This window comes from Frankia sp. AgKG'84/4, from assembly GCF_023242965.2.
Classification (GTDB): domain Bacteria; phylum Actinomycetota; class Actinomycetes; order Frankiales; family Frankiaceae; genus Frankia.
The window spans coordinates 1-2,661 of sequence record NZ_JALKFU020001183.1 but is presented as its reverse complement, the minus strand read 5'-3'; the positions used below and the strand labels follow the sequence as shown (position 1 = coordinate 2,661).

Sequence of the window (2,661 nt, the reverse complement as noted above, 5' to 3'; positions counted from 1 at the left end):
CGTGCGGACCGCTCAGCTGGTCCGGCTGGCCGGCTTGGCGGCCGGGGGGGCGGTCGTCGCGGCGGGCGGGGCCGCCGGATCGCGCAGCCAGTGCCGCTCGACGAAGAAGGGAGCCACCGGCAGGACCGACGCGACGAGCGCCAGGATCGTGCGCCGCCGCGCCCAGCGCTCGGTGAAGGCCAGGTAGCCGACCAGCGCACAGTAGGCGAGGAAGAGCACGCCGTGGATCGGGCCGAGCACGCGGACGCCCTGGGGGTGCTCCGCGGCGTACTTGACGGCGGTGGCGACGAGCAGAAGAAGGAATGATGTCGCCTCGGCGAGGGAGACGGCGCGAGCCGCCGCCCGGATCCGGGGGTCGCCGTGCGGGGTCTGCCTGGTCATCGATGACCTCCGTCGTCGGGTGCGTCCTTCGGTGCCGTACTGGTGGCCGCGGACGTTGCGGGTCGGGTCGCCTGCCTGGGTGGACAGCGGCGTTCGTCACATCCGGGCGACCGGTCGGCACCCGGCCCGCCGGTCACGTCCCGCCGGGCCATGACCGGTTGATCCGGCTGGGACCAGCGTGTTCTTCTACTGAAAGTAGAAGATAGTTGATGCCGCGGGGCCCCGTCCGGCGGGTCTGTGGGCACCGCGACGCCGGTCCTCACCTGCCCGTGCCGGTCGATGTGACCCCGGCCGCACCCGCACAGGTGCGGCGGGCATGCAACGATCGAGCCATGTCTGTCGTCCCCATCGACGCCGGACCCGAGTCCGGGCCGGCCTTCGTCACGACCGCGCCGGTCCGCGCCGGGTCGCGCGCCGCCGCCGTGAACCGTGCCGTGCCCAGCCGAACCGGGCCCGCGTCGACCGGCGCCGGCGCCCGTGCGCGCCGGGCCGGCCTCGCGACCACCGCGCCCTTCCTGCGAGCCTGCCGGGGAGACCGGCCCGAGACCACCCCCGTATGGTTCATGCGCCAGGCGGGCCGGGTCCTGCCCGAGTACCGCGACCTGCGTACCCGCGTGGGGATGCTCGACTCGTGCCGGGACCCGGCACTGATCACCGAGATCACCATGCAGCCGGTCCGCCGGTTCCGCCCGGACGCGGCGATCTTCTTCTCCGACATCGTCGTGCCGCTCGTCGCGATCGGCCTCGACGTCGACATCGTGCCCGGGGTCGGGCCGGTGGTCGCCGAACCGGTGCGCGACGGCGCCGGCCTCGGGGCGCTGCGCGCGCTGGAGCCGGACGACGTCCCGTACGTCACCGAGGCCGTCCGCAGCCTGCTCGGCGAGCTCGGCGGCACCCCGCTGATCGGCTTCGCCGGCGCCCCGTTCACCCTCGCCAGCTACCTCATCGAGGGCGGGCCGAGCCGCAACCACCTGCGCACCAAGGCGCTGATGTACGGCGAGCCGAAGCTCTGGCACGACCTGCTCGAGCGCCTGGCCGTCATCACCACCGCGTTCCTGCGGGTCCAGGTGGACGCGGGTGTCGACGCGATCCAGCTGTTCGACTCGTGGGCCGGCGCGCTCAGCGAGGCCGACTACCGCCGCTACGTCGCCCCGCACAGCGCCCAGGTGCTGTCCGCGTTCGCCGGGGAGGTGCCGCGCATCCACTTCGGCGTCACCACCGGCGAGCTGCTCGGCGCGATGGGCGAGGCCGGCGCCGACGTCGTCGGGGTCGACTGGCGGGTCCCGCTGGACGAGGCGGCGCGCCGCGTCGGGCCGCACCACGCTCTGCAGGGCAACCTGGACCCGGCGGCGGTCTTCGCCCCCGAGGAGGTCCTCGGGTCCAAGGTCCGCGAGGTGCTCGTGCGCGGCACCGCCGCGCCCGGCCACGTGTTCAACCTAGGGCACGGCGTGCTGCCGGAGTCCGACCCGGGCGTCCTGGCCCACATCGTCGAACTCGTCCACGCGGGTTGAGATCGCCGCGGCGGCGTCGCCCGGCCGCGGTGCACCCGGGAACCACCACAGGAACATCGTGAAGGGCGGCAGGAACGTGCGGGTTGTCATCGTCGGCGCCGGGATCGCCGGACTCGCCGCGGCCCAGGCGCTGGCCGGGCACGCCGAGGTGACCGTGCTGGACGCGGCGGGGCGGGTCGGCGGCAAGCTGCGCACCACCCCGATCGAGGGGATGGACGTCGAGGAGGGCGCCGAGTCGTTCCTCGCCCGGGTCCCCGACGGCCTGCGCCTGGCCCGCCAGGTCGGCCTCGGGCACAAGGTCGTGCACCCGGCGACGAACTCGGCCTCGCTGTGGATCCGCGGCCGGCTGCGCCCGATCCCACCGAACACGATGCTCGGCGTGCCCACCGACGTCCTCGGCCTGATCCGCTCGGGCGTGCTGACCCCGCGGGGGATGGTGCGGGCCGCGGCCGACCTGGCGCTGCCGCGCTCGCGGTTCCCCGACGATCCCACCGTCGGTGAGTTCGTCGGCGCGCGCGTCGGCCGAGAGGTCGTGGACCTGCTCGTGGACCCGCTGCTCGGCGGCGTCTACGCCGGACGCGCCGACGCGCTGTCGCTACGGGCCACGGTGCCGCAGCTGGTCCCGATCCTCGCCGAGGACCGCTCGCTGCTGCTCGGCGCGCACCGGGTGCGGGCGCGCACCGGTCCGACCGGCGCGAGCCCCGGGGCGCCGGTGTTCGCCAGCCTGCGCGGCGGCCTCGGCTCGTTCGCGACGCGGGTGGCCGAGCGC

The 2,661-nt window shown here is 75.2% G+C and carries 3 protein-coding genes; 2 read left to right on the top strand and 1 reads right to left on the bottom strand.

The window, feature by feature from the left end:
• Positions 1-12: 12 nt before the first annotated feature.
• Complete coding sequence (locus tag MXD58_RS28470; protein ID WP_248840176.1) at positions 13-381, bottom strand: DUF3817 domain-containing protein; 369 nt, start codon at positions 379-381, stop codon at positions 13-15.
• A 332-nt stretch (positions 382-713) separates the two neighbouring features.
• Here MXD58_RS28470 and hemE point away from each other — a divergent pair, with 332 nt between their 5' ends.
• Together hemE and hemG are read left to right on the top strand one after the other, a co-directional pair.
• Complete coding sequence (gene hemE / locus MXD58_RS28465; protein WP_248840177.1) at positions 714-1,892, top strand: uroporphyrinogen decarboxylase; 1,179 nt, start codon at positions 714-716, stop codon at positions 1,890-1,892.
• A gap of 76 nt (positions 1,893-1,968) precedes the next feature.
• A partial coding sequence (gene hemG / locus MXD58_RS28460) for a protoporphyrinogen oxidase (protein WP_250611251.1) occupies positions 1,969-2,661 on the top strand: 693 nt, incomplete at its 3' end.

Excerpts from the sequence above, each read along its gene's own strand:
- MXD58_RS28470 (WP_248840176.1), bottom strand. The coding sequence starts at position 381 with ATGACCAGGCAGACCCCGCACGGCGACCCCCGGATCCGGGCGGCGGCT.
- hemE (WP_248840177.1), top strand. The coding sequence starts at position 714 with ATGTCTGTCGTCCCCATCGACGCCGGACCCGAGTCCGGGCCGGCCTTC.